Genomic DNA, 23,595 nt, shown 5'->3' on the forward strand with positions numbered 1-23,595 from the left:
CCCGGCACCAGAGGCGACCTCGCGTCTCACCTGGTTTGCGGAAAAGTTCGCGCAGCAGTCCGGGTGAATTGCAGTAGCAACAATATCGCACGAGCACCACGTAGCTGAATTCAATCTATATCGTTAGTATTACAAATTAATAAATGCATCAAAGACCGAATAGGAGCTAGTGATGGCTGGAGCGCTTGACCCGGTCGGCAATGCCGAACTGGATGTGTCGACTGTACGCCTGCCTGAGCAGGCGCGTATGCCCAAGTTCGCGCTCACCATGGCGTGGTGGGCGCTTTGCAGCGCGATGGTGTACCTGATCATTGGTGCCACTCTCGCGCTTTACTACGGCACTGCGAACGCCGCAATCGGAATGGCACTTTCGGTGGTGGTGTATTCCGTTGTGAACTACGTGCTCACGCGTTATGCACTGCGTACCGGTTTGTCGGTATCGTTGTTTTCGCGTTTGTTGTTCGGCAGTGCGGGCGCCGCCCTGGCCACACTGGTGTTTGCGGCAACCGTGATCTATTACGCGGTCTTTGAGAGTTCGGTGATCGCGGTGGCCCTGCACAGCCTGGTGCCATCGATCTCGTATCCGCTCGCCTCGCTGCTCGTGGTGGTCTATAGCGTGCCGCTCGTATTCGGTAGCGTGCAGAAGTGGCTCGACAAGCTGAACGGTGTGCTGCTGCCGTTCTACGTGATCGGCATGATCGCGGCTATCGTGCTGGCCACCCGTACGTTCGGCTACAGCGACGCATGGCTCCATTTCGGCCCGCCGCAGCACGGCATTTCTGCGAGCGGCTGGTGGAACTGCTTTGTGTATTACATGGGCGTATGGGTGTTCATGATGGCCGCCTTCGACTTTGCCCGGTTCGGCAAGAAACGGGATATCGAGTATCACAGCCGCTTCAACTTTGGCGCGCCGTTCTGGACAGTGATCTTCGGTATCAATGGTCTGGCGGGTGTCTACCTGGTCAGCACCATTCATGACGCGGGCGCCTTGTCGGAAATCTCGGTCGTTCTTGCAATTCTGAAGTTGATGGGCTGGTGGGGATTCGCATTTCTGGTGGTCACCCAGACGCGTATCAATACCGCCAACTACTATCTGGCGACCGTCAATGCGCAGGCCTTGTTCGAAAAGGCCGCGGGCCTGAAGCTGCCGAAATTCGTATGGACGATCCTGGTTGGGGCGGTGGTGTACGTGCTGATGCTGGCTGGCATCTTCGAGAAGCTGTTGCAGGCGTTGGCGTATCAGGGCGTATTCGTGGTGGCCTGGGTAGCCGTAGCGCTCGCTCACATCGTGTCGGAGCGGCGCGAATCGTCCAGTGACAGCGAGATCGATGCCGCTCTCGCACGCGTGCCGGCCTTCAATGTCGGTGGTCTGGCCGCGTGGCTGGCCGGTGTGGTGGCCGGCATGATCGTCATGAACCTGTCTGCTTCGTACAGTTCATTCTCGTCGATCGTGACTTTCGTGGTCTCTGCGCTCAGCTACTGTGTGTTTGCGCGGAATCCGGGGCGTCTGCCATCGGCAACGAGTGTCTGAGTGAGTTGAAACATGTGTCGCCCGCGCAGGCGTGGCCTGTCTGCGGGCGGCGTTTTCGGAAAGGAAAGTCTATGTTGATGAAGGGGCAGGTTGGCCTGGTGACGGGCGGTGGTTCGGGTATGGGGCGCGCGGCCGCGCTGGCGCTTGCCGAAGCAGGCGCGACCGTGGTGCTCGCCGGTCGTACCGAAGACAAACTGGTCGCCGTAAGGAACGAGATCGCAGCGATCGGTGGACGGGCCGAGATCAAGGTCATGGATGCTGCGCGACGCGAGGATCAGCAGGCGCTCGTCGAGTTTGTCGAGAAGCGATTCGATCGTCTGGATTTCGCGTTCAACAACGCAGGAGGCCACGCCGATTTCAAGCCGATCGATGCAACGCCGGTCGAGGAGGCAGAGTGGGTCATCGATCTGAATTTCAAAGGCGTCTATTACGGCGTCAAGTATCAGGTCGAGGCCATGCTGCGCGCGGGCGGCGGCGCGATCGTGAACAACGCGTCGATTTTCGGCCTGCGCGGCATGCACGGGATCGCGCACTATGTGGCCGCCAAGCACGCCGTGGTCGGTTTGACGCGCGCGGTCGCGAAGGAGTACGCCGACCGGAATATCCGCGTCAACGCAATCTGTCCGGGCGCTACCGAGACGCCCAACTATATGCGCGTGACCGGCGGTGACGTGCATCTGCTCGACGAGATGATTCCGATGCGCAGGATCGGCCGGCCGGAGGAGATGGCCAAGGCAGTCGTTTATCTGTTGTCGGGGACTTCGGCCTACGTCACTGGCACCACGTTGTCGGTGGATGGAGGAATGACAGCCTGAGCCGGATCCGCTTCAGGTGGGCGTTAAACGCGCTACCCAGAGATTTTCAATGCACCACTCGAAGTGCGTCTTCTTCGCTCCGGGAGCAATTTGCCTTGGGTTTCCGGCGATGGCTTTGTGCGCTTTGGCGTACGTTCCTGGCACGAAGCCGCACGCGCTTCGCCGAGCGCGATCATGGCGTCGGTGAGTTGCTCCATGTGCGCTTCCATTGTCTTGTTGTCGCCAGACTGCAAGCGCCCGAGAGATATCGCTGTTCGCCCACGCTTCCAGGCGGGTTGTTGGCGCGAACGAGTTCGGTTTCCGTCGGGCCCGGCGCCACCGCGTTCACCGTGATCCCGGTCGCGGCGAGTTCGAGCGCCCACGAGCGCGCGAAACTCACGAGCGCAGCCTTCGTGGCGGCATAGGCGGTTCTCTCGATCGCGCCCAGCACGGTGAGGCTCGAATACTGTCTGGCCGCCCACACCCTGATCGGCAAGAAGACCGGCTTTTCGGAGGAACAGATTCTCGAGATTCGCAGCGGACGTGCGAGCTTCGACCCGAAACTGGACGCGCTCGCGATTCTCGTGAAGGACATCGCGGTGCGCCGCGGTCATCCCGATCAGGCCCGCGTCGATGCGTTTCTGGCAGCCGGGTGGACGAACGAAAACCTTGTCGACGTGATCGTCGCGATTGGCGACAAGGTCGTGACCAACTATCTCCACGGGGTAACCCGCGTACCGGTCGATTTTCCGGCCGCGCCGAAGCTGCCGGCGTAACGTACGTTGCGCATCGCTCGCCGTGCGGTGCGCGTATCGCGCCGCACGGCATCCGGGGTTTCAGGCGCTTTTGCTTATCCGCCCGACTTCAACGATGTCCACAGTCGGGTCTCGAGCCGCTTGATGCCGGCCGGCAACGGCTTCACGAGGAGCAGGGTTTTGAGCACGTCAGAGGGTGGGCAGAATGATCGACGGACTGTCCCTTAACCTGTGAAGTCACGCCTCGCGCCGCAAAGCCTCCACGATGTCCGCTGCCGCCCGCAGCGCCACCTCGCAACCGAGGACGATGTGCGACTCCGCCGTGTCCTCGATGAAATCGTGACTGACGCCGCCGATGCTAGGCACGAACAGCATGCAGGCGGGAATGTGAGGCGCGATGACCTGTGCATCGTGCGACGCACCGCTCGGCATGTGCGTCCACTGTCCGGGCGCGAGTGCCTCGGCCGCTTGCGCGAGTCGCCCCTGCAATGCCGGATCCATCGAGACCGGTTCCTCGGCACCCTCGCATGCGATCAGCTCCGCGTGCACGGCGTGTTGCGTGTTCCATGCATCGACCAACTCGATGAGCGCACTTTCCATGGCATGGAGCCGTTCGGGGTTCGCGTCGCGGAACTGCAGGTTCATGATCGCCTGGCCAGGCACCACGCTGAACGAGCCCGGGTCGAGATCGATGCGTCCGACGGTCCACACCGTATCCGCATCGGCCAGCCGGCCAAACGCATCGTCGATACGCGCGATGAACGCGACCAGCGCAGCGCCCGCATCGCGCCGGATGGACATCGGCGTCGTGCCTGCGTGATTGCGCTGCCCGGTGAAGCACAACTGAAACTCGCGAATGCCGACGATCGTCGTCACGATGCCAATCGATTTCGCCGAGGCTTCGAGCCGCCCGCCCTGTTCGATATGGGGTTCGAGATACGCGCGCTGCCTCGTGCGATCGAGCGTGACGCGCGGCCGATTCGCGAGTCCTGACTGAGCGAGCGCATCGCCGAGCAACAGACCTGCGTGATTGCGCGCGCTGCGCAGCGAGCCGTCGATCGCTTCGCCAACGAAGCTTCGGCTTCCAAGGAAACCCGAAAACGTACCTTCTTCATCGATCCACGACGCAACGTCCACCGCGAAGTCGCGCGTTGCCTCGCATTCGTCGAGGGCGCGGGCGATTTCCAGGCCATAGATCACGCCGAGCGCACCGTCGAGCCAGCCGCCAGTGGGTTGCGTGTCGGTGTGCGAGCCGATCACGAGCGCGTGGCCAGGCTTGCGCGAGCGTCCGAACACGGTGCCGACGCCATCGATGGATGCGTCGAGACCAGCGTCGGCCATGCGCGCGGCGAGCCACCGGCGCGCCTCGATATCGATCGGCGAAAGCGACAGCCGTACCACGCCGGGGCCAGTCGCGCCGAAGCTGCGCAACGTCCTGAGATCGTCGAGCAGGCGAGTGGGGTTGATGCGTGGGAAGTCGGCGTGCACGGGCGCCCTCCAGGGCATGTGTCGATGTGGAGTCGTCGATACTAGCATCGCGGCGTGAGCGCCCACAGCATGAACACCACGACCGGGATAGGCACGACGCACTGTGATCGGCCGCCGGATAAAGAAAAACGCCAACCTGGATGGGTTGGCGTTTTTGCTCGGGGTGCTGCCTGTATCAGAACTGGTTCATCGTGTTGTCTTTACCGGCGGCTTTCAGCGCCGCTTCGCCGCTGAAATACTCCTTGTGGTCGTCGCCGATATCCGAGCCCGACATGTTCTGGTGCTTCACGCAGGCGATGCCCTGGCGGATTTCCTTGCGCTGCACGCCAGCCACATAACCCAGCATGCCCTGGTCGCCGAAGTATTCCTTGGCCAGGTTGTCGGTCGACAGCGCGGCCGTGTGATACGTCGGCAGCGTGATCAGGTGGTGGAAGATACCGGCTTCGCGCGACGCGTCGGCCTGGAAGGTGCGGATCTTTTCGTCGGCGGCCTTCGCCAGTTCGGTCTCGTCGTATTCCACGCTCATCAGCTGGGCGCGGTCGTATGCCGACACGTCCTTGCCCGCGGCCTTCATCGCGTCATAGGCCTGCTGGCGGAAGTTCAGGGTCCAGTTGAACGACGGGCTGTTGTTGTACACCAGCTTGGCGTTCGGGATGACCTTGCGAATCTCGCGGACCATGCCGGCGATCTGCTCGATATGCGGCTTTTCGGTTTCGATCCACAGCAGGTCGGCGCCGTTCTGCAGCGAGGTGATGCTGTCCAGCACGCAGCGGGCTTCGCCCGTACCGGGGCGGAACTGGAACAGGTTGCTGGGCAGGCGCTTGGGACGCATCAGCTTGCCGTTCTGCTTGATGACAACGTCACCGTTGCCCAGTGCATCGGTCGAGATTTCGTCGCAATCGAGGAACGCGTTGTACTGGTCGCCCAGGTCGCCCGGCGTGTGGGTCACGGCGATCTGCTTGGTCAGGCCGGCGCCCAGCGAGTCGGTACGCGTCACGATGACGCCGTCGTCCACGCCCAGTTCCAGGAACGCGTAGCGGATCGCGCGCACTTTGGCGAGGAAGTCCTCGTGCGGCACGGTGACCTTGCCGTCCTGGTGGCCGCACTGCTTCTCGTCGGACACCTGGTTTTCGATCTGGATGCAGCAAGCGCCCGCTTCGATGAACTGCTTGGCCAGCAGGTAGGTGGCTTCGGCGTTGCCGAATCCGGCGTCGATGTCGGCGATGATCGGCACGACGTGGGTGACGTGGTTGTCGATTTTTTCCTGGATGGCCGCCTTGGCTGCGCCTTCAGCCGCGTCGAGCTGGCGGAACAGGCCGCCCAGCTCACGGGCGTCGGCCTGGCGCAGGAAGGTGTACAGCTCGCGGATCAGCGCGCTCACGGAGGTCTTTTCGTGCATCGACTGGTCCGGCAGCGGGCCGAACTCGGAACGCAGCGCGGCGACCATCCAGCCGGACAGGTACAGGTAGCGGCGTTCGGTGCTGTTGAAGTGCTTCTTAATGGAGATCATCTTCTGCTGGCCGATGAAGCCGTGCCAGCAACCCAGCGACTGGGTGTACTTAGCCGGGTCGGCATCGTAGGCGGCCATGTCGGCGCGCATGATCTTCGCTGTGTACTTCGCGATGTCGAGGCCCGTTTTGAACTTGTTCTGGGCGCGCATGCGTGCGGCGGATTCGGGGTTGATGGCATTCCAGGCGCTGCCTTGTTGCTCCTTCAAACCGGCAATTGCCTTGATGTCGTCTTGATATTGGGCCATGTGTATCTCCTAAGTCTCGGAAGAGCGAAGCGCGTTTGAATAAAGGGTTCAGCTTGCCGCTACGTATTTCGAAGCGAACTGCATGACTAAATTGTATGGTCTTCCTGACGCGCCGCAGCAATGTCTTATATAAGACATATGACTTATTTATTCGTTATTTATCAATGAGATATCCGGAGATTTTTGCGCTGCAGAACACGTTTTCATATGGCGAAAAGGTGCCGCGCGGGAAATTTGTGATGCATTCCACAATGTGAAGCGCGCTTTCGGTGGCCGGTGGCAGGGGCCAGCACGGATCGCTGCCGCCCCTGTGCTGACGACTCGGCATCAGCGCCTGGATTCTTCGCTTTGCGCGAACTCCCGGATGCGCGCGGCCAGTGCCGGTACGCCAGCATTGCGGGCCACGTAGTGTGAAAGCTGGCGTGTGCCCAGATCGACGGTCACCTGATCGTCGGGTGCCTTGGTGTACGGTCCGTCGACGGCAGCGTGATATTCGATTCGCAACTGAGTGGCGTTCGCGACGATGCGCAAATAGCCGAAATTCCGGTCGTCGTAGTTTTCGATGACGACGGCATCGGTGTCCTTCGACGCCGCCTGAATCAGTTGCGGCGCACGAAGCGGCGGTTGTCCGTTGGTGGTGAGCCGCTGCACGTTGTGACCGCCATTGCCGCACACGATGTACGGAATATGGGTGCCGTCAGGACGCGTGCGTGTGAAGCGCTGATAGTTGTGCGCGTGTCCCGCGAGATCGGCATGGGGCCATACGCCCACCTCGTTGCAGATCCTGTCGATCTGCCGCTGCATCTCGACACTCCAGCCGTGACGTCCGCGCGCGACATACGGCGGGTGATGATGCGCGAACAGCAATGCGCCCTTGTAGCCTTCCTTCTTCACGCGCGTCAACGCGGCCTTGAGAAACTTCAATTGGCTGTTGCCGATGTCGCTGTTCGCAATCACGCCAGGATCTTCGAGCGTATTGCTATACAACGCGATGATGCGCACGAACGGCGCCTCGAATGTAAAGAAGACACCCGGTTGAATTTGCGCAGTACGTGAAAGATTGCCCGCATCGGGCGAGACCTGAAAGCAGTCGGAGCAGAAGTTTCGCAAAAACGCCTGCAGACTCTTTTCATGCTGCAAAGGCGAGATCATGCCATCGTGATTGCCCGCGACTGCGAGGATCGGCGCGTGATAATCGCGATACGGCTCATAGAACTGGTCGTAGTAGTACTGCGCTTCGCCGAAGCTGTAGACGATGTCGCCCAGCAGAAAATTGAATTGCGGGACTTCGGCAGGATCGGTTTCGTCGAAGTCGCTGACCATTTTGTCGGAGACTTCGTTCTGTGTTTGCGGGCCTCGGGTGCTGCCGCAATCGCCCGTCGAGTGAAAAACGATCTGACCGCTCGCGTTGATCTGGTCGAGGAGGGTCCGGTCATTGTCGATCACGTCCGCGAGTGTCAGGCGGGGCTCGACGCCGCCGCGCGGCGCAGGAAACGCAAGGGCCTTGAGTTTGTGCTCGCGGTTGAGCTCGTCGATAATCCGGTAGGCTGCCACATCGGATGCGTGCCTGACGATGAAGGTTTGCGGATCGGGCGTAGGCTGTGGCTGCGAGAAGACGGGTGTGGCGAGAATGCGGTTGCTGCCGTTGCTGGCCGATTTTCGAACTGAGCGCTTCTTTGGCATATTCCATTTCCTTCAATCGCGGTTGAAAAGCGGGACCGTGTCTGAACGTCGATGGGGCTTGCTACACGCACTGTCCCTTGCCGAATGCACCCGGTGAGACGATGGTTCGGGAAAGAGGTTCAGTCGCTGTCGTTGCAAGTGGTAACAGGCGGGCAACGACAGGTGTGGTTGATGCATCGCGGATCTGCGTTCACAAAATCGTCACGCATTTCCCCATCGCTTGAGACGAGGTCGACTCCATGATGAACGGGCTGCAATTGAAGTTCGCGTATGTCAACGGCATCCGGATGCACTATGTCGAAAAAGGCTCGGGCCCGCTCGTGCTGCTCTGCCATGGATGGCCCGAGTCGTGGTACGCGTGGCGCTGGCAGATAGACGCGCTGGCGGCCGCAGGTTATCGCGCGGTGGCGCCCGACCAGCGCGGATACGGACTCACCGACGCACCGGAATCCATCGAGGCTTACGATGTTCTGAATCTGGTTGGCGACCTGGTCGGCCTCGTCAAGTCTCTCGGCGAAGAGCGGGCGATGCTCATCGGGCACGACTGGGGTGCTGCGGTCGCGGCTTACGCTGCGTTGCTGCGCCCAGACCTCTTTCCCGTTCTCGGCCTGTTGAGCGTTCCTTACATGCCACGACGTCCCGTGCGTCCATCGGTGCGCTTCGCGCAGATCACGCAGGAGTGTCATTTCTATCAGGAGTATTTTCAGCTGCCGGGACGTGCTGAACGCGAACTGGAAGAAGATATCCGCCGGTCGATGCTTGGCATCCTGTACACGGCGTCAGGCGACCCGGTGGTGAAAGGGCAGCCTGCCAATTTCGCGACCTTTCCCAAATCGACACGGCTCGTGGATAACCTCACGTTACCCGACGAGCTCCCGTCATGGTTGACCGAGACGGATCTGCAATATTTTGTTGGTCAGTTCGAGCGCAGCGGGTTTCGCGGACCTATCAACTGGTATCGGAATATCGATCGAAACTGGGCACTGACCAGTTTCCTCGACGGCGCGCGCATCACGCAGCCGACGCTTTTTCTCGCGGGGGAGTTAGACGGGGTTGTGAAGATGGCAGCGAAGGACTACGACGCGCTGGAACTCAATGTTCCAAATCTCTGGAAGAAGCATCTCATTCCGAAAGCGGGGCATTGGGTGCAGCAAGAACGCCCGGACGAGGTGAACGCACTCATCCTGAACTTCCTCGCCGGGCGGGCGGCAAGCTCCAGTAAATAGATGCAAAAAACAGCCTTTGCCGCGCTATTCAGTGTGTGGTAACGCTGACGGGCACGATTTCGTAACCGGGGTCGGCGTGTTCGTGCGCCGCCTTTTCCGCTTCCTCATAGGAGAGAAAGGACCTGGCCCCTTCAATCTCCGGTGCCATGCCAATGTCGCCGTCCTCTGCGCAGCAGAGGAACTGTTCGCCGGTCTTCACCACGTAGACGGTCGTCATGTCTCCCTCCATGGTTTTCGGGGGAATTTATAGTCTAGCAGGCCTCAGGGTAGCCGTCGTTCAACGCTGGACGTGGGCGCTGGCTACGCTCCTCGCTTGATCTACCTGGCTTCTGGAGACACGTTGTCTCGCCGATTGGCCGCCAGTTGCAGCAGCGAGCGCGACAGGCGCTTATGAAACGGCATGATGGCAAACAGGTAGACTCGCCCAAGGAGATTGTTGATTTTGACCAAGGTTGAAATCGTCACTTCCGATCCCTCCACACCGGGTTGAATGCTTATCCAGATCCGAAAATCCAGATGCTTGTCGTCGCCACCGACGACGACTTCAGCGTTCGTACTTGAAATAATCGGAAACACGTCAATCTTTCCCAGTCCGCGATCGCTAAGGTCAATGCTTGCCTTTAGTCCGAACGGCGCCACGATTCCGTTACGCAAGGCCATCAGACATCGGACCGCGTGTGGTGGATTGGCGAACACGGCGCGCGCTGCTTGTTCGGCGTCGACGTAGCTTCGATCTACCTGAGCGGAATATCCATCGGCGAAATCAATGTGTGACAACCCTGACGCGCGAATGGCCGCACTCGGCGTGGGAATCAGCAAGACTTTGTTTGCCATGAGTACTCCCGGTGAGATTGCCAATGCAATCGGTGCGGCAATGATTGCGGACTAAACGTGGACCGACTCAAACCTGCACAACGACGCTGTAGCCGCTCGCACGCAGGATCGGAGCAGCTTGCCGACAAACCCTTTCTTTATTGCTTCAGCAAGCTGCTTCTTGAACATCATGGTTTGATTGGGCGACTTTACTTGCTTCACAAAATTGTCGCCGATTCGACGCGCGCGGTCGACCGAAGGCCGCGTAAAGTTTAGGCCCGAGCCATAGAGCCGGCAGCGAGCCGCTTTCGCCACGCACTCCAGCCGACAACGATCGATAGTGTCGCCACGACAAGTGGCGGCACCCCGTGTCGGTATTCGCCGTGTACTGCGACGGTTGCCAGCGCAGCCAACATCACGGTGCAGCCGAGCGCCGAGCCCCACAGCCGCGTTTGCGTTCGCGCCAGCAGAACGGCGGTCATGAGTTCCAGCGATCCAGTCACGAAATGGAACCAGTGCGGATATCCCCATTTCAGGTATTCCTCAAAGATGGATCGCGGGGCGACGATGTTGCTGAGCGATCCCACGACAAAAAATGCGGCAAGGACCAAAGGTAATACCTGGCGCCAGGAGATCTTGGACATTCGTTCTACCTTCACTGATGAGGGAGCTGCCGAGGAACAGTGTGGCCGCCGGGTCGACGAGCCGGCCGATCTCCGCTGTTCACGGCGTAGTGGCCTTGTGGGCCGCTGCAAAGACATCGCGAGGGGACGTCGTGCCAGCGACGTGCTCCGTACCCGCGACGCCGAGGTCCATCCAGCCCGCGTTGACGGCGTCGAACATCGCTTCGGCCGGTCCGGTCTGGCCCTTCGGGATGCCGAACTGTTCGAACGCTGCTGGCCACCCGGCCCGCGGGATGGCAAAGGCCTTCACGTCGCGCTGCAAGACTTCGCCCAGCTGGTCCGCGACTTCATCCGCGCTGACCATCGAGCCAAGCTCGACGACGCGATTCCCGGACCACGCCGGCCCGGTCAGCAGCGTCGCCACCTCGGCGCCGATGTCGTCGGTCGCGACCATGGTCGACTTCCGGCTCGTCGGGTTGTAGTAGACGGGTAGCGTGCCGCCCTGGGCGACGTCCAAGCCGTAAAGGAAGTTTTCGAAAAACCCGCCGGCTCGCACATAGGCGAGCGGCAACGTCAGGTGGCGCAGTCCTTGTTCAAGAAGCGAAAGGGCCGTGATCATTCCCAGTCCACTGGTTCTGTTTGCGCCCATCGACGAAAGCACAACCACCCGCGGCGGCGCTCCTCTGGTTAGCGCCTCGACATAGTTCGCGATGACGCTCTTTGCTTCCCTGAAATCAGGCGAGGGTGCCCAGACAGCTGGCAACATGACAAATGCACCTTCGACCCCTTCGAGCGCCCTCTCTACGGAGGCCGCGTCATTCCAGTCGCCGTCAACGAGTTCTACTCCTTGATCGGCCCAATTCGCCGCCTTCTCGCGATTGCGAACCAGCGCCCGTACTTTCCTGCCTTGCGCCAGCAGATGTTGGGCCGTTGCGCCGCCTACGCGTCCTGTCATTCCCATTACCAAAAACATGTGTTTCTCCATAGATTAGTTTGGCCCTTAAACGCCGACATTTCTGCGGCTGCATGCGGTGATATGGGAGTCATGGGTTTCAACCTGCGACTCCACCACGCACCGGCCCGGATATGCTCCGGAGTCTGGTACAGAAGACGGGCCCATCAGAGCTCACCTGCAAACGGTCTTTTGTTGAGGGCAGGTCTATCATAGAGACCGATGCCTCGCGCCGGAAGGAGGCAGTTTTTTGTTACCAGAAGAGTTAAGGGGAACCCGAATGACTACCGCGCAGAATGCGATCGAGAGATTCAGCCGATATCAACGTGAATTGAGCGACACCCAGCCCGCACACTGCGCGATCCGCGACGTGCTTGACCGCATCGGCGACAAATGGAGCATGCTGATGATCATGGAGCTTGCGACGCGATCGCAGCGCTTCAGTGAGCTTCACCGAGCCATCCCGGACATTTCCAAGCGCATGCTTACCCAGACACTCCGCGATCTGGAGCGCGATGGACTCATCACCCGCCATGTTTTTCCCACCAGCCCGCCAAGCGTCGAATATCGTCTGGCCCCGCTAGGGCAATCCCTGTTGGACCCGATGGCGGCACTCATCGATTGGGCGGATCGTCGTTATCCCGAGATCCATGCCGCGCGCGCCCGCTTTGACGGCGCATCCGGTGATGTCCCGTGCTAGACGCGCGGCCCGATGTGAGGGTGGTGGCGAAAGCCTGAGGCGGCCAGCTTATGTCCTGTTTTTATGTCCTCTTTTGCAGATGGCGCGGAAGGACGTATTGCGCGTTTCGATGCTCGTCGTCTCTGCGCAAGGAGCACCGTCTATCCAATCAAAACGACTGTCGTGAAATCTGAATGTGCTGTTGGCCGACTTGGGAGGCCGAGGGCAAGACTGCATTCAGAACTGCTAAATGGTTATGCGACCGGAACCGCGATTGTGGCCGTCTATCGCCTGACGTGTTCGGCCGTGATCGACCCATGTAGGTCATCTGGCGAATGTTCACGAGCAACGGCTGCAGGTGTCAAAACGGACACATTGCTCGCTATCTGGGGTCCGAATTCTTGTGCAGGACACGGCGCACGGCCTCTGCGCCGGTGCCCAGCGGCCCTCGAAGTAAACGTACCGAGATTCAGGCGGAGAAATTCCCGGCCTGCAAATAGCGTTCGACCAGTCTGGCCCAAAACGCAGAACCGACGATCAGGTTCTCGTCGTTGAAGTCGTAGGTTGCGCTATGGAGCGTCTTTCCACCTTCATGTGGACCATTTCCAATGCGCAGGAACGTCCCGGGGCACTCCTGCAACATGTATGCGAAATCCTCGCTACCCATCAATTGCTCCATGTTTTCCGTGACGTTCGCCTCCCCGACCAACTCGCGGGCGACCTGAATCGCGAGATCCGTTTCTGCCTCGGCGTTCGTCACGACCGGATAACCTTCCACATAATCAATTTCGGCGGTGACTCCAAAGCTATTGGCCTGTGCATGTACGAGCTTAGTGATCCGTTCTCTCAAGAGGCTTCGAACCTCTTCATCGAAGGAACGAACGCTGATGCTCAACTCGACCTCGCCCGGGATGACGTTGGGCGCAGATCCGCCCGCGATTTTCCCGATCGTGACCACGGCTGGCTTTGCCGGGTCGATGTTGCGCGAGACGACTGTCTGAAGGCCCATCACGATGCTGCCTGCTGCAACGATTGGGTCGTTGGCCAGATGTGGGCGGGCGGCATGTCCGCCTTTTCCGATGATCTTGATGAAGACCCGGTCGCCTGCAGCCATGAACGCGCCTCTGCGAAACATGAAGGTACCCGTTGCACGGCCGGGATGGTTATGCATGGCGAACACTGCGTCACATGGGAAACGCTTGAAAAGCCCTTGCTCCACCATGCGTTTGGCACCGCTGTCAAACCCTCGCTCCTCGGCGGGCTGGAAGATCAGATGCAGCGTGCCATCAAAGCGCTGTCGCTGCGCGAGGTGGCGTGCTGCGCCAAGAAGCATCGCGGTATGTCCATCATGACCGCACGCGTGCATTCTTCCGGGAAATTGACTCTTGTGGTCGAAGGTATTGAGTTCCTCGATCGGGAGTCCGTCCATGTCCGCGCGGATACCGATGCTACGCGCACCGGTTCCGAGCCGTAACGTTCCGACGACACCTGTGCCGGCGATGCCCGTCTCAACGGCATATCCGTACTCTGTTAGCCGGCTTGCGACCATTGCCGCGGTCTGGGTCTCTTCGAACGCCAGTTCGGGGCAGCAGTGCAAGGCGTAGCGCAAGCGGCGAAGGTCGCTTTCCAGCGGCTCAAAGTCAGCGATGGTGCTCAGGTCGGGTAGTAACATGGCAAGCGGAAAAAAGGTCTGTCAAAAAGGTCCCCAGTGGATGGCAACCGCGATCGCAATGGCGGCGATGCAGATCACAAACCACGCAAGCAGAAGGGGAGCAACAAAGCGTACCCAGCGTGAGTAGGGGATGCCGGACGTCGCGAGAACGGCCATCAAGACGCCGGAGGTCGGGTTAAAGCAATTGACGAAGCCTTCGCCAAGCAGCACCGCTTGAACCGAAACCTGCCGTGTCAGGTGCAGCGCGTCTCCGAGCGGGGCGAAAATCGGGATCAGTACCGCAGACTCGCCGGATCCCGACGATATCCCCACGTGCATCAAGGCCGCACTCAGGAACATACCAGTCGCTGCCAACGTCGGGCTGAGCGGTGCGAGGATTCCCGCGAGCATGTTGATGATGGGATCAAGGATCTTGCCACTACTTAGGACAATCGAAACGGACTGCGCTGCGCCAACGATTAGCGCGCCGTGAATCAGCCGTGCGCATCCGGACAAGAATGTATCCGCAAGCTTGCTGGGCGCAATGCCGCCGACTATTCCGGACGCGATTGCGATGACGAGAAAAGTTGCGATCATCTCTGTCTCCGCCCAGTGCCTCGATGACGCGCCATAGACGAAAACCGAGAGGCAAACAACCAGGATACCGACGACGACCAGGTGGCGAGCGCTGACGCGTTCTGCCGAGGATCGATGTGCCTCGTCTGCTGCACACATGGCGGCTCTAGCTTCGCCAGACAGTCGGTATGCACGGGTGCGAGCAACGAGGAAGATGGCTGTGGCAAACACGAAGACTAGATACACCACAACGCGAAACGACATCCCGGAAAACATTGGCAGGCCAGCCAGACGCTGTGACAACCCTGTGGTTACCGGATTGAGGATTGCCGTGTTGAAGCCGGAATACGTGCCCAGGTAGATCATGCCTGCCCCGAATTCCCGTGGCAGCCCCATTGACTCCGCAAGCAGCAGGCCAATGGGAACGAAGGCGACGACGGAGTTATTCACCACACCCAGTGTGCCAAGAAACGAGAACACCGCACAGACGATGACGATCGTGGTGAGTTCGCTCGAAGCGTCGCGCCTGACGATCACGTTCAGCGTGCTACGGATGGCGCCGGTCGCTTCAAGGACCGCGAGCGCGCCGCCCGTGAACAGGATAAGAAAGATGATTGGGGCAGATTTGATCATGCCCTCAGCCAGGGCGACAAACACGGAACCCGGCAGCACGCCGTGCTGCGGCATCCATTTCAGGCTGTTGGGGACGACAAAGCTGACGCCGTTTGTGACGGTGCGGGTGAACTCGCCCGCAGGTGCCACCCATGTCGCCGCCGCCGCCGCAATCAGCATGAAAAAGAGCAGTACATAAGGGTTAATCGGGTCCCTCGGGGTGCTCGTCCCCTCCGATCGGTCTTCTCCAATCGCGCCTGGCTCGGCTTCCGCCGGTGCCAGCTTCTGGTCGCTCATGCCTTCTCCTCGCTCCGTGATGACGGGTTGTCGTCCAATCTGTCTGGCTTGGGCCGTGCCCACCGTCCGTATCCAGTATGGGTCGCAGTATCGGCGAACTTCCGGATGGAAAGTTGCTCCCGACACGACCAAAATGTTGCATCAAAGACAACAGTGGGAGTTGCCGGAATGGAATCGATCGAACGTGAGCTTTCGGAGCGCGTACTTCAGTACCTCGTCGCAATCTCAACGTATGGGGGAATGCGTCAGGCGGCGGTTGGTCTTGGCGTCAACGTCTCTACGATCAGCCGCCAGGTCTCCCTTGCCGAGCGTGAGTTGCGGTTATCGCTCGTGTCACGGCGAGGGCGAAAAATGGAATTGACCGAAGCCGGGCAGATGGCAGTTGAGTATTTCCGGGAGCGGGATCGACAGGCGCGACGATTTCGTGCTCAACTCGACGAGTACCGTAGTCTGCGCAGAGGTCAGGTCACGCTTGCTGTCGGCGAAGGCATCGTGACGAACCTGGTCGCCGTTGTCCTGAAGCAATTCCACGTCAAATACCCGAACATCGTGGTGGAATTACGCACGGGCCGGCTGCGTGAACTGCTCTCCATGGTTCGCGAGGACGAGGTCGATATCGGCGTATCCATCGGCGCCTCGACGGATCCCACTCTGAATTCACGGCTATTCCAGAGCGAGCCGTTGTGCGCGATCTTCTCTGTCGATCATCGAATGTCGACGCGCAAGTCTGTGTCTATGCAAGAGTTGAGCAATGAGCGGTTGGTGTTCATGCCACCGGACTTCGGGCTGCAAACATATATCGACGCGATCCTTGCCGATATTGGACGCACCTATGTGCCAGCATTCCGCTGCGACCTGTTCTCGACTGCCGCGGCTATAGCGGCGCAAAACCTGGCAGTGGCGTTCATGACCCGTCGTGCTGCGCAAGAGCGGATTGCCGCTGGGCAAGTCAAGGCTGTACCGATTGACCACCCAATCGCTCGGACGTTCGATCGCTACGTCACGACACGAGTCGGAAGGCGACTGGGTCCGGCCGCAAACTATCTTCTTCGTGAGATCGTAAGGCTGATGTCAACGCAGCGGTGACTGCCACGTCAACGCGAAGATTCGAGCAATACGCCTGGAAATGATGTCCGATCGTCAAGGCTGTTTTTCCAACTGGTTGGGGTGGCTCCCACATGGATGGCTAAAGCCGTCTTGTCTACTTCTGTGGATCGGGTGTCTTGAGGCGATCGCCTGCCCAGTCGAGCGTCCTCAACTTCGCTCATCTTTCCATGAGTTATTTCGGATACCTTGAGGTTGTGAAGTGAAAGCATGTTGTTAGCGATTTGGAGGCCGGCGCTTATACGGTCGACGACGGTGCTGGCAAGACGCTTCATTGACAGGTTCCATAGCTCACTACGTTTGAATACTTTCGGTCGCACTGAACTGACCATCGCGTGCTGTTGGGCATAGCTAGCGTTCGTAGCTGGAGTACCGCGTCCTTCTCGTGGGCGGCACAACACGTCGGGAATAATTCGAGGCCCCTTCTCGTTTAAGCAGGACACGAGCCGCACGAAGCAAGGCTGGGCGGTGGCTGCGCTTTCCGTCGCCGAGAGTTGATCGTTCGCGTATGAGGTGTCAAATGGAAGCGCCTGACGATGTGTCAGGTTCGTCACACACCGTCACGTCGTCGAAGGAATTAGTAAGGACTTCGATATGTTCAATAAGACGTGGCACAGGGCGCGGGAATGAGCAGGGCATGTACGAACGAGCGTGCGGACGGACTGCCATTGAACGGTCACATTTCATGATCCTCAATAATTCATGCCGCTCGATGTTACGCACAAGCGGCGAACAGTGATTTCGATGCACGGCGACACCTGGCGACACACCTACCGAAAAAAGAGGGGGTTGACCCATCGCGATTCTGATTTCGCTTTTGCACAATGACGTCATCGCGTGCGGTTCGAGAGGTTGATCGTGATTGGTTGTAGTAAGCAACTGCAAGCGCTTCCACACCTCGGCCGAACAGGGCAATACGGACGTAAGCCGTCACCGCCGGTGCGATGTGTTTCGCGACGCGGCGCAGGAGAAACAGCCATGACAAGAGCACTTGTCAGCCATGCAGCATTTCACAACTTGCTGCGCGGTGGCTGGATACTCGCCTTCACAATGTTGGCATTGCTGCAGGCGACCACCGCAAACGCGCTGCCGATCTTCGCGCGCCAAACCGGACAAAGTTGTGTGGCTTGCCACGCCGGGGGGCAATTTCCAGAACTCACGCCTTATGGGCGAATGTTCAAGCTCACTGGCTACACGCTTGGCGAGCGCACGGTCCCAATCGCCGCTATGGCGATCGGCGACCTGAGCCAGACGAGGGTCAACAACGACGCGAGTGGCAATCCCATCAATACGAAGAACGGTCTGCCGATTTTCGACTTTGCGAGCATCTTCCTCGCCGGAAAGATCACCGACAAGATCGGCGCCTTCACACAGTTCACCTATACGAACTATGACCATCAGAATGGCGTGACAAACAAATGGGAAGGCCACTGGGGGTCCGACAATACCGACTTCCGCTTCGTGGACCGGATCATGGGGGAAGCGAGCGATCTCATCCTCGGCGTGACGGTGCACAACAATCCGACCGTGCAGGACGTCTGGAACTCCGCGCCGGCATGGGGCTATCCGTACATTTCGTCGACGATCAGCCCCGTTGCCAAGATCCCTAACCTGCCGGTCATCGAAGGAAGTCTCGCGAGCCAGGTGGCAGGCGTTGGCGGCTACCTGTACTGGAACAAGACGGTCTACGCCGAACTGACTGCGTACAGCACGGCCGACGGCATCTGGTCGTTCATGAGTCACGGCAACAAGGCTGGGGACTCTGCTCACCCGCAGACTTATCTGCGCGGCTACAACCCGTACGCGCGCATTGCGTTGACGCGAGACTGGGGCCCCCATAGCGCAATGGTCGGGGCGTTCCTTTTGAACGTGAACATCTATCCGAACGACGCCAATCAGTTTCCGATCTTTACGCAGGGCGCAACGCGCTACCGCGATTACGGCATGGACGCTCAGTACGAGTACCTGCTCGAGCCGCACACGATCACCGCGCAAGCTCGCTACGTGCGTGAGAACGTCCATGACCCGAACAATCTGGTCTTCAGTGACAGCACATCGGGGAATCTCGATTCGCTGAGGTTCAAGGCATCGTACGTCTACGAGGCCAAGTATGGCGTCAGCCTTTCGTTCTTCAATACGACAGGCAGTCCCGACAGCGCCGCCTACTCGGCCAGCGCGAACCTCCATCCGAACACGCAGGGCTGGATGCCGGAGATATTCTGGATTCCGAATCAACGTGTGCGAATAGGCATCCAGTATACGCACTACACCAAGTTTCTCGGCGCCACGTCCAACTACGACGGCGCCGGACGTAACGCGAGAGACAACGACACGCTCTTCATCTATCTGTGGGCCGCTTCATGGTGATGTCCCGTCCGCTGTTTTCCGTGCGCTGTGCCGCGAGGACGGTGCGCAAGCGGGTGGGGCCGCACGGCGTATCGAAGCGAGCACGTCTTTGCGCGGAACGCGAGCACGGCAGAGGGCTGCAGAAGCTGCGGTAAGGAGGTTGGCAACATGAACAGAGTGGCGCATATCGTCTCCATCGGGATGCTGCTGGCGGGGTCCGCCTGCCAGGACCTGGAGCATTCGCGGCAGGTCGACAACCCGCTGGTTCCCGGAAAGACCATCGCCTTGCAGGTGTGCTCGAACTGTCACGGCGTGAACGGCGTTTCCATATCGCCCACCTTTCCGAAGCTTGCCGGGCAGCGAAAGGAATACCTGGTTGCTCAACTGACGGACTTCAAGAGCCATACGCGAGCCGACCCGAACGCGCAGCGCTTCATGTGGGGATTTACCCATTTGACCGACACGCAGATCGACGAGCTTGCCACGTATTTTTCGAGTCAATCCGCGGTCCTGGGCGTGGCGGGCGACCCCGCGCTCATTAACGAAGGCAAGGCGATCTATCATTCGGGACTGCCTGACAAAGGTGTCGCGGCGTGCGTTGCGTGCCACGGGAAGCATGGCGAGGGGATGATTGAGTTTCCCCGGCTCGCGGGTCAGCACGCGGACTACGTCATGAAGCAGCTCGAGGTCTTCCAGCACACCGACACCCGGCCTCGCGGCGCAGCCATGAAGGCAGTGTGCGCCAACATGTCGGACCGCGACATGCGCGCAGTGGCGGCGTTCGTCGAGGTATTTCCGCCGGAAGAGGAGGTGTCTGCCAGCCCGTCAGACGATCGATGAGCAAGCCAGGCTGCATGGAACTTGTCGCGTATCACCTTTGAACGGTAAATGCCATGAAACCGGGCTCATCCTCTCCTGATGCAACGGTGCCTGCCCCAGCCGCAATACATCGGCCTCGGCCCGCGTTTAGCGCGGATCAAAGGAGCGTGCTGTACGACGATCGCCCCTTCCTCAGGCGCCTCGACGCCTTTGACTGGCTGTTCGCCCTCGCGATGGTTGCGGGCGCCGGCTTCGTTCTGTCGCGCTACCACGCGTACATGAACGACTACGACAAGCTGGTGCTGGCGTGCTCGGGGCCAGCCTTCGTCGTGCTGGGCTGGCGCTGGAAGCCCGTGCGGCTGCTGATCGCCGGGATCGCAGCGCTGTCGCTATTCGCAATCCAGCTGTATCAGGGCGATCTCGCGCGCGCCGACAGCACGTTTTTCCTGAAGTATTTCCTGTCCAGCCAATCGGCCATTCTGTGCATGAGCACGCTTTTCGTGCTGGCGACGCTGTTCTACTGGATCGGTCTGCTCTCGCGTTCGGAGTCCGGCGGCGCGATCGGCACGAAGCTCACGTGGGCGGCGGTGTTGATGGGCTTCGTCGGCATGATGGCGCGGTGGTATGAGTCGTACCTGATCGGTGCGGATGTCGGCCATATACCGATTTCGAATCTGTATGAAGTGTTCGTGTTGTTCTGTCTGATCACGGCACTCTTTTACCTGTATTACGAGCAGCACTACAACACGCGCTCGCTTGGCGCGTTCGTGCTGCTCGTGATCGGCGCGGCAGTCGGGTTCCTGACGTGGTATTCGATCACGCGCGACGCGCAGCAGATCCAGCCGCTCGTGCCGGCGCTGCAAAGCTGGTGGATGAAGATCCACGTGCCGGCCAACTTCATCGGCTACGGCAGCTTTGCGCTCTCGGCCATGGTCGGCGTCGCTTACCTGCTCAAAGAGCGGGGCGTGTTGGGGGACCGTCTGCCGGCGCTCGATGTGCTCGACGACGTAATGTACAAGTCGATCGCTGTCGGCTTTGGGTTTTTCACCATTGCGACCATTCTCGGCGCGCTGTGGGCCGCGCAGGCGTGGGGCGGTTACTGGAGCTGGGATCCGAAGGAGACCTGGGCGCTGATCGTTTGGCTGAACTATGCGGCCTGGCTACATATGCGGCTGATGAAGGGGTTGCGCGGGCATGTTGCCGCACGATGGGCGCTCGCGGGTCTGCTGATCACGACCTTTGCATTCCTCGGAGTGAACATGTTCCTGTCGGGGCTGCACAGCTACGGTCGCCTGTGAGGATAACGAAACAAGACGACGAGCATCAGCGACAGTCGATGGTCCGCAGTCCATGGCGTTACGGCCGTTCAGACTAATTGCTGGCCGACGCCGCCATCCTCAACGAGCGGCTGCGCAAAAATACATTGTTCATGACCAGCGCGAATCACAGTGTGCAGGCGAGTTCCGCCATCGGGATACGCTATTCAATTTGACAGTGCGCCACGACTGAACTACCTGCGCGTTATTCGAACTTGCCGTTCGCTATCATCTTCAGGACACCGACCGCATAACCGAGAACGTGCAAGCCGATAATCACAAGCGCGATGTTCGCGAGAAGAATGAGCGGGTGAACTACGAAGAAACCGTTCATTTGTGATGTCCCCCTTTATTTCGGTTATCTTTCGACTCAATTTTACCGATGTGGCGTGCCTGTGCGGGTTTGTTGTACGAGGGCCGCGCGACCAATCAGCGCACACGCGAAACGAAGAAAAGCACGACTGCGGCGGTGCTCATGGTCCAGTAGTCGGTGGGCGCGAACCAGAACCAGTGGATATGCCACGGCACATAGGCCGGTGCAAAACGCGCGAGGCCGTAGGCGGGATTGAGCACGAACCAGAGAAAATCTTCCGTCAGCCAGAACAGAATAATGCAGGCGACGATGCGTGCCTCGATGCGCCAGGACCATCGCCAGTTGAAGAGCGGGGGCAGGTGGAAGAATAGCGCCATAAAGGGAAAGACCCAGGCGTGATACCCCGTCATTGGGCGACCGCCCCAGAAGATATCGAGCAGCCAGTGATGTTCGATGCGCCACGTCGGCAGGTTGGCCGCCCAGCCCGCGCTACCTTCGATCTGGATTTCGACGTTGGCGAAAAAGAAGCCCAGCAGCAGGACCCACACAATCAGTGCGGCTAGACGCAGGTCCGGGTTGAGGCCGGCGCGGCTCACGTGGACGTCCCGGTGCCGGACTCGACGCCGCTTTCGCCACCGGCAAGTGAGTCGAGCACACGGTCCAGCACAACACGCCCGGCGAGTGACCGCCCAAGCGGGGCAATGCGCTGGCGCATGCCGGCAAGACGTGTTGGGTCGTCCAGCAGCACGCGTATCCGGTAGAGCAGTGCGTCGACATCGACGGCTTTCAGTGCCACGCCCTGTTCGAGCAAATAATCGGCATTGCGTTCCTCCTGCCCCGGTATCGGCGACGTGACGATCATGGGCAAATGCATCGCGAGGCACTCGGAAGTCGTGAGACCGCCCGGCTTGGTAATGGCAAGATCCGCGCACGCCATCAGACGTTCGACGTGATGCGTAAAACCTTGCGGGAAGAGGCGCTCGGGATACTGTGACGCTAGCGCCTGAAGCGACGCGAGCATTGCCTTGTTGCGCCCGGCCAGTGCAATGAGCTGGAAGTCGGCGCTCATTTCCAGCAGCCGCGCGGCCAGCGTTTCGAGACCTGCGAGACCGGTGCCGCCCGACATCATGAGGAACGTTAGCCGTTTCGCATCCAGGCCGAACTCCGCGGCACACGACACATGGTCGAGTGGCTGACCGAATGCGGGCATGATCGGGATGCCGCTCACGTTTACCGACCCGGCGGGCACGCCGCGCATGCGCAGGCGCCACGCAATTTCGTCACTGGCGGCGAAGTAGCCGCTCATGCCGGGCACGACCCACATGCTGTGAAGATCGAAGTCGGTGACTTGCACCCAGACCGGCGTCTGAATCCGGCCGTGACGAATTTCGCGCGACAAAAGTTCCGCTGGCAGGAAATGCGTGCAGATAATGGCATCGGGCCGATACTGCGCAATTGCGGCCAGCAGTGCCCGGCAGTTGAGCCGCTCCACGGCTCGCCGGACTTTCTGCGGCAGCGAGGCCGGATCGGCTTCGTCAGTCTTGCGGTAGAGATAGCCCCATAACGCGGGTTGGCTGGTCACGACTTCGATATAGAGATCCGTATAGAGCTTGCGAAAGGTGGCCGGCACGTAATCCATGACGTCGAGGTGCGAAGCCACGACGCCTGCGGGATGCGCCTGGGCGAACGCAAGCAGTGCCTCGGCGGCCCGGGTATGACCGGCGCCCGCACTGACGCTCAGCATGAGGATTTTTGCTTCTCGCTTCACCATGTCATCGTGCCATTCCGGTTGTTGATATGAACGAAACTTGCCACGCCAGCTTGCTCAGCCGCCGCCAGCAATCTGGCGGTGCCATCACATTTACTTGAAAGAACGGCGCACGCGGTCCCGAGATGCGAAACATGGCCGCCGCATGAACGACGGCATCGAGCGCGGGCAGTCCCCGCGGCGCGCTGCTTTCCAGATCGCCATCGACGGGCTGAGCGCCCAGCTCCCGCACCCGTTCTCGGGACGAGGCCGAGCGCACAAGCGCGAAGACCTGATGGCCTGCCGCTACGAGTGCGGGGAGCAAGCGACCGCCGAGAAGGCCGGTGCCTCCCGTGACGACGATTCTCATGGTCGATCACTGGTCTCGGCCGGGGTGCCCTAAACCCTGTGCCATTGCATTTGATTTATATGACATGCAACGTCGATAGTTAAATTTGATTCCGGGGACAACGTTTGCGTACGTTCGCGCACCCTAAAGCCACCGCCTAACGCT

Annotated in this window: 23 protein-coding genes and 1 pseudogene; 10 read left to right on the plus strand and 14 right to left on the minus strand. The window is 59.9% G+C overall.

Annotated elements, in window-relative coordinates; all coding sequences use genetic code 11:
* The first annotated feature begins 172 nt into the window (after window positions 1–172).
* Complete coding sequence (locus VSR72_RS23375; protein WP_342954713.1) at window positions 173–1,531, plus strand: allantoin permease; 1,359 nt, start codon at window positions 173–175, stop codon at window positions 1,529–1,531.
* Window positions 1,532–1,602: 71 nt separating this feature from the next.
* Window positions 1,603–2,346 (plus strand): SDR family NAD(P)-dependent oxidoreductase, encoded by a 744-nt coding sequence (locus VSR72_RS23380; protein WP_342954714.1) that lies wholly within the window; start codon window positions 1,603–1,605, stop codon window positions 2,344–2,346.
* 241 nt (window positions 2,347–2,587) lie between these two features.
* Here the strand turns inward: VSR72_RS23380 and VSR72_RS23385 are convergent.
* Window positions 2,588–2,788, minus strand: a pseudogene (locus VSR72_RS23385) (SDR family NAD(P)-dependent oxidoreductase); the annotation flags it as partial.
* Here VSR72_RS23385 and VSR72_RS23390 point away from each other — a divergent pair.
* Window positions 2,778–3,101 (plus strand): hypothetical protein, encoded by a 324-nt coding sequence (locus VSR72_RS23390; protein WP_342954715.1) that lies wholly within the window; start codon window positions 2,778–2,780, stop codon window positions 3,099–3,101. The pseudogene VSR72_RS23385 and the gene VSR72_RS23390 overlap by 11 nt on opposite strands.
* Before the next feature lie 216 nt (window positions 3,102–3,317).
* Here VSR72_RS23390 and VSR72_RS23395 read toward each other — a convergent pair whose 3' ends face one another.
* From VSR72_RS23395 to VSR72_RS23405, 3 genes are all read right to left on the minus strand, one after another.
* A complete protein-coding gene (locus VSR72_RS23395; protein ID WP_342954716.1) occupies window positions 3,318–4,568 on the minus strand; it encodes a Zn-dependent hydrolase in 1,251 nt (416 codons plus the stop codon).
* A gap of 175 nt (window positions 4,569–4,743) precedes the next feature.
* Window positions 4,744–6,324, minus strand: a complete 1,581-nt coding sequence (locus VSR72_RS23400) for an isocitrate lyase (RefSeq protein ID WP_342954717.1) — start codon at window positions 6,322–6,324, stop codon at window positions 4,744–4,746.
* A 327-nt stretch (window positions 6,325–6,651) separates the two neighbouring features.
* Window positions 6,652–8,007 carry a metallophosphoesterase gene (locus VSR72_RS23405; protein ID WP_342954718.1) on the minus strand — a complete coding sequence of 452 codons (1,356 nt, stop codon included), beginning with the start codon at window positions 8,005–8,007 and terminating at the stop codon, window positions 6,652–6,654.
* A 239-nt stretch (window positions 8,008–8,246) separates the two neighbouring features.
* Here VSR72_RS23405 and VSR72_RS23410 point away from each other — a divergent pair, with 239 nt between their 5' ends.
* On the plus strand, window positions 8,247–9,233 hold the full coding sequence (locus VSR72_RS23410) for an alpha/beta hydrolase (RefSeq protein WP_342954719.1): 987 nt from the start codon (window positions 8,247–8,249) through the stop codon (window positions 9,231–9,233).
* Between the two features lie 28 nt (window positions 9,234–9,261).
* Here the strand turns inward: VSR72_RS23410 and VSR72_RS23415 are convergent, their stop codons facing one another.
* The 4 genes from VSR72_RS23415 to VSR72_RS23430 all read right to left on the minus strand — a co-directional run bounded on the left by VSR72_RS23415 (window position 9,262) and on the right by VSR72_RS23430 (window position 11,642).
* Window positions 9,262–9,450, minus strand: coding sequence for a hypothetical protein (locus tag VSR72_RS23415; RefSeq protein ID WP_342954720.1), 189 nt, complete (start codon window positions 9,448–9,450; stop codon window positions 9,262–9,264).
* A gap of 101 nt (window positions 9,451–9,551) precedes the next feature.
* Window positions 9,552–10,067: a DUF2867 domain-containing protein gene (locus tag VSR72_RS23420; protein ID WP_342954721.1), complete on the minus strand. Its 516-nt coding sequence runs from the start codon at window positions 10,065–10,067 to the stop codon at window positions 9,552–9,554.
* Between the two features lie 251 nt (window positions 10,068–10,318).
* Window positions 10,319–10,690, minus strand: a complete 372-nt coding sequence (locus VSR72_RS23425; RefSeq protein ID WP_342954722.1) for a DoxX family protein — start codon at window positions 10,688–10,690, stop codon at window positions 10,319–10,321.
* A 79-nt stretch (window positions 10,691–10,769) separates the two neighbouring features.
* Window positions 10,770–11,642: an NmrA family NAD(P)-binding protein gene (locus VSR72_RS23430; protein ID WP_342954723.1), complete on the minus strand. Its 873-nt coding sequence runs from the start codon at window positions 11,640–11,642 to the stop codon at window positions 10,770–10,772.
* Between the two features lie 259 nt (window positions 11,643–11,901).
* On the opposite strand from VSR72_RS23430, the gene VSR72_RS23435 reads away from it, so the two are divergent.
* A complete protein-coding gene (locus tag VSR72_RS23435; RefSeq protein WP_342954724.1) occupies window positions 11,902–12,321 on the plus strand; it encodes a helix-turn-helix domain-containing protein in 420 nt (139 codons plus the stop codon).
* Between the two features lie 448 nt (window positions 12,322–12,769).
* On the opposite strand, the gene VSR72_RS23440 is transcribed toward VSR72_RS23435, so the two are convergent.
* A complete protein-coding gene (locus VSR72_RS23440) occupies window positions 12,770–13,972 on the minus strand; it encodes a M20 aminoacylase family protein (protein WP_342954725.1) in 1,203 nt (400 codons plus the stop codon).
* Window positions 13,973–13,993: 21 nt separating this feature from the next.
* Window positions 13,994–15,436, minus strand: coding sequence for a YfcC family protein (locus VSR72_RS23445; RefSeq protein WP_342954726.1), 1,443 nt, complete (start codon window positions 15,434–15,436; stop codon window positions 13,994–13,996).
* A gap of 168 nt (window positions 15,437–15,604) precedes the next feature.
* Here VSR72_RS23445 and VSR72_RS23450 point away from each other — a divergent pair, with 168 nt between their 5' ends.
* Window positions 15,605–16,522, plus strand: coding sequence for a LysR family transcriptional regulator (locus VSR72_RS23450; RefSeq protein WP_342954727.1), 918 nt, complete (start codon window positions 15,605–15,607; stop codon window positions 16,520–16,522).
* Window positions 16,523–16,530: 8 nt separating this feature from the next.
* Here the strand turns inward: VSR72_RS23450 and VSR72_RS23455 are convergent, their stop codons facing one another.
* A complete protein-coding gene (locus tag VSR72_RS23455) occupies window positions 16,531–16,815 on the minus strand; it encodes a hypothetical protein (RefSeq protein ID WP_342954728.1) in 285 nt (94 codons plus the stop codon).
* A gap of 703 nt (window positions 16,816–17,518) precedes the next feature.
* Between VSR72_RS23455 and VSR72_RS23460 the strand changes: the two genes are divergently transcribed.
* The 3 genes from VSR72_RS23460 to ccsB all read left to right on the plus strand — a co-directional run bounded on the left by VSR72_RS23460 (window position 17,519) and on the right by ccsB (window position 21,003).
* Window positions 17,519–18,907 carry a cytochrome C gene (locus VSR72_RS23460; RefSeq protein WP_342954729.1) on the plus strand — a complete coding sequence of 463 codons (1,389 nt, stop codon included), beginning with the start codon at window positions 17,519–17,521 and terminating at the stop codon, window positions 18,905–18,907.
* A 147-nt stretch (window positions 18,908–19,054) separates the two neighbouring features.
* Entirely contained in the window at window positions 19,055–19,726 is a 672-nt protein-coding gene (locus tag VSR72_RS23465) for a c-type cytochrome (RefSeq protein WP_342954730.1), read from the plus strand.
* Between the two features lie 53 nt (window positions 19,727–19,779).
* Window positions 19,780–21,003, plus strand: a complete 1,224-nt coding sequence (gene ccsB, locus VSR72_RS23470) for a c-type cytochrome biogenesis protein CcsB (protein ID WP_342954731.1) — start codon at window positions 19,780–19,782, stop codon at window positions 21,001–21,003.
* A 223-nt stretch (window positions 21,004–21,226) separates the two neighbouring features.
* Here the strand turns inward: ccsB and VSR72_RS23475 are convergent, their stop codons facing one another.
* The 3 genes from VSR72_RS23475 to VSR72_RS23485 all read right to left on the minus strand — a co-directional run bounded on the left by VSR72_RS23475 (window position 21,227) and on the right by VSR72_RS23485 (window position 23,078).
* Window positions 21,227–21,355, minus strand: a complete 129-nt coding sequence (locus VSR72_RS23475; protein ID WP_342954732.1) for a hypothetical protein — start codon at window positions 21,353–21,355, stop codon at window positions 21,227–21,229.
* A gap of 95 nt (window positions 21,356–21,450) precedes the next feature.
* A complete protein-coding gene (locus VSR72_RS23480; RefSeq protein ID WP_342954733.1) occupies window positions 21,451–21,930 on the minus strand; it encodes a hypothetical protein in 480 nt (159 codons plus the stop codon).
* Window positions 21,927–23,078 carry a glycosyltransferase gene (locus tag VSR72_RS23485; RefSeq protein WP_342954734.1) on the minus strand — a complete coding sequence of 384 codons (1,152 nt, stop codon included), beginning with the start codon at window positions 23,076–23,078 and terminating at the stop codon, window positions 21,927–21,929. Before VSR72_RS23485 ends, VSR72_RS23480 begins: the two co-directional genes overlap by 4 nt.
* Window positions 23,079–23,247: 169 nt before the next feature.
* Between VSR72_RS23485 and VSR72_RS23490 the strand changes: the two genes are divergently transcribed.
* A complete protein-coding gene (locus VSR72_RS23490) occupies window positions 23,248–23,484 on the plus strand; it encodes a hypothetical protein (RefSeq protein ID WP_342954735.1) in 237 nt (78 codons plus the stop codon).
* Window positions 23,485–23,595: the final 111 nt, after the last annotated feature.

Source organism: Paraburkholderia sp. JHI869 (assembly GCF_038900775.1).
Taxonomy (GTDB): Bacteria; Pseudomonadota; Gammaproteobacteria; order Burkholderiales; family Burkholderiaceae; genus Paraburkholderia.

Bases quoted from the DNA above. Each gene is read 5' to 3' on its own strand.
- VSR72_RS23440 (WP_342954725.1), bottom strand. From the start codon at position 13,972: ATGTTACTACCCGACCTGAGCACCATCGCTGACTTTGAGCCGCTGGAA.
- VSR72_RS23420 (WP_342954721.1), bottom strand. From the start codon at position 10,067: ATGGCAAACAAAGTCTTGCTGATTCCCACGCCGAGTGCGGCCATTCGC.
- VSR72_RS23375 (WP_342954713.1), top strand. From the start codon at position 173: ATGGCTGGAGCGCTTGACCCGGTCGGCAATGCCGAACTGGATGTGTCG.
- ccsB (WP_342954731.1), top strand. From the start codon at position 19,780: ATGAAACCGGGCTCATCCTCTCCTGATGCAACGGTGCCTGCCCCAGCC.
- VSR72_RS23410 (WP_342954719.1), top strand. From the start codon at position 8,247: ATGATGAACGGGCTGCAATTGAAGTTCGCGTATGTCAACGGCATCCGG.
- VSR72_RS23380 (WP_342954714.1), top strand. From the start codon at position 1,603: ATGTTGATGAAGGGGCAGGTTGGCCTGGTGACGGGCGGTGGTTCGGGT.
- VSR72_RS23415 (WP_342954720.1), bottom strand. From the start codon at position 9,450: ATGACGACCGTCTACGTGGTGAAGACCGGCGAACAGTTCCTCTGCTGC.
- VSR72_RS23490 (WP_342954735.1), top strand. From the start codon at position 23,248: ATGAACGACGGCATCGAGCGCGGGCAGTCCCCGCGGCGCGCTGCTTTC.
- VSR72_RS23450 (WP_342954727.1), top strand. From the start codon at position 15,605: ATGGAATCGATCGAACGTGAGCTTTCGGAGCGCGTACTTCAGTACCTC.
- VSR72_RS23455 (WP_342954728.1), bottom strand. From the start codon at position 16,815: ATGAAGCGTCTTGCCAGCACCGTCGTCGACCGTATAAGCGCCGGCCTC.
- VSR72_RS23475 (WP_342954732.1), bottom strand. From the start codon at position 21,355: ATGAACGGTTTCTTCGTAGTTCACCCGCTCATTCTTCTCGCGAACATC.
- VSR72_RS23435 (WP_342954724.1), top strand. From the start codon at position 11,902: ATGACTACCGCGCAGAATGCGATCGAGAGATTCAGCCGATATCAACGT.
- VSR72_RS23445 (WP_342954726.1), bottom strand. From the start codon at position 15,436: ATGAGCGACCAGAAGCTGGCACCGGCGGAAGCCGAGCCAGGCGCGATT.
- VSR72_RS23460 (WP_342954729.1), top strand. From the start codon at position 17,519: ATGACAAGAGCACTTGTCAGCCATGCAGCATTTCACAACTTGCTGCGC.
- VSR72_RS23405 (WP_342954718.1), bottom strand. From the start codon at position 8,007: ATGCCAAAGAAGCGCTCAGTTCGAAAATCGGCCAGCAACGGCAGCAAC.
- VSR72_RS23400 (WP_342954717.1), bottom strand. From the start codon at position 6,324: ATGGCCCAATATCAAGACGACATCAAGGCAATTGCCGGTTTGAAGGAG.
- VSR72_RS23465 (WP_342954730.1), top strand. From the start codon at position 19,055: ATGAACAGAGTGGCGCATATCGTCTCCATCGGGATGCTGCTGGCGGGG.
- VSR72_RS23430 (WP_342954723.1), bottom strand. From the start codon at position 11,642: ATGTTTTTGGTAATGGGAATGACAGGACGCGTAGGCGGCGCAACGGCC.
- VSR72_RS23425 (WP_342954722.1), bottom strand. From the start codon at position 10,690: ATGTCCAAGATCTCCTGGCGCCAGGTATTACCTTTGGTCCTTGCCGCA.
- VSR72_RS23485 (WP_342954734.1), bottom strand. From the start codon at position 23,078: ATGCTGAGCGTCAGTGCGGGCGCCGGTCATACCCGGGCCGCCGAGGCA.